Raw genomic sequence first — 1,423 nt, 5'->3', positions numbered from 1 at the left:
TCATCTGCCGTTTGCACGAAACACCACGCGCCGATTTCAAACACTTCCAAAAAATCAGCCGTTGCCGGGTATTGCCCGAATCACGGCAAATGGCCCGCAAACAACACTTCTGCCGGCGTGGCATCCTCCGCCACCGACATCAAAGGCAAATATGTTCAAAGCGTTACGGTCACAAAAGGCGTCGTTACCGCCCAAATGAAATCAGACGGCGTAAACAATGAAATCAAAGGCAAAAAACTCTCCCTGTGGGCCAGGCGTGAAAACGGTTCGGTAAAATGGTTCTGCGGACAGCCGGTTACGCGCGACGACAACGCCGCCAACGACGACGTCAAAGCCGACGACACCAAAAAAATCGAAACCAAGCACCTGCCGTCAACCTGCCGCGATGAATCATCGTTGCCGGGTATTGCCCGAATCACGGCACATGGCCGGAAAACAACGGTGATGCCGGCGTGGCATCCGCCGGCGAAATCAAAGGCAAATATGTTCAAAGCGTTACGGTCGCAAACGGCGTCGTTACCGCCCAAATGAAACCAAGCGGCGTAAACAATGAAATCAAAAACAAAAAACTATCCCTGTGGGCCAAGCGTGAAAACGGTTCGGTAAAATGGTTCTGCGGACAGCCGGTTAAGCGCACCGCCAACGCCGCCGGCAAAGACAAAGAAATCGACACCAAGCACCTGCCGTCAACCTGCCGCGATGAATCATCTGCCGGTTGCACAAAAACACCCGAATATTACCTGAATCACGGCGAATGGCCCGAAAACAACACTTCTGCCGGCGTGGCATTCCCCCCCCACCGACATCAAAGGCAAATATGTTAAAAGCGTTACGGTCGCAAAAGGCGTCGTTACCGCCAAAATGCTTTCAAGCGGCGTAAACAAAGAAATCCAAGGCAAAAGACTCTCCCTGTGGGCCAGGCGTCAAGACGGTTCGGTAAAATGGTTCTGCGGACAGCCGGTTACGCGCACCGGCGACAACGACGACACCGTTGCCGACGCCAAAGACGGCAAAGAAATCGACACCAAGCACCTGCCGTCAACCTGCCGCGATACGTCATCTGATGCCAAATGAGGCAAATTAGGCCTTAAATTTCAAATAAATCAAGCGGTAAGTGATTTTCCACGGCCGCCCGGATCAACCCGGGCGGCTTGTCTTTTAAGGGTTTGCAAGGCGGGCGGGGTCGTCCGTTCCGGTGGAAATAATATATCGATTGCGCTTCAAGGCCCTGCATGTACCTCATTGCCACCCGTTTAAACACGGTTTTTATCTGACAGGCGCGCAATCCGCCCCCTCATTTGCCGAACAAGCGGTCCGGATTCCCGCCCGCGCGGGAATGACGGCGGAGCGGTTTCTGTTGCTCCCGATAAATTCCTAAAACTCAAAATTTCATCATTCCCACAAGATTCCCACAAGGACAGAA

The 1,423-nt window shown here is 53.1% G+C and carries 3 pseudogenes; all 3 read left to right on the top strand.

The annotated features are described in order from the left end of the window. Positions 1 to 396: pseudogene (locus tag DFR77_RS12665) on the top strand (pilin); the annotation flags it as partial. Beyond that, positions 396 to 713 (top strand): annotated as a pseudogene (locus tag DFR77_RS13565) (pilin); the annotation flags it as partial. The pseudogenes DFR77_RS12665 and DFR77_RS13565, both read left to right, overlap by 1 nt. Positions 714 to 731: 18 nt before the next feature. Then, positions 732 to 1,074, top strand: a pseudogene (locus DFR77_RS14330) (pilin); the annotation flags it as partial. Between the last annotated feature and the right edge of the window lie 349 nt (positions 1,075 to 1,423).

The organism is Neisseria gonorrhoeae (assembly GCF_003315235.1).
Taxonomy (GTDB): domain Bacteria; phylum Pseudomonadota; class Gammaproteobacteria; order Burkholderiales; family Neisseriaceae; genus Neisseria; species Neisseria gonorrhoeae.
The sequence above is the reverse complement of the archived record's forward strand: the minus strand, read 5'-3'. Positions and strand labels throughout refer to the sequence as shown.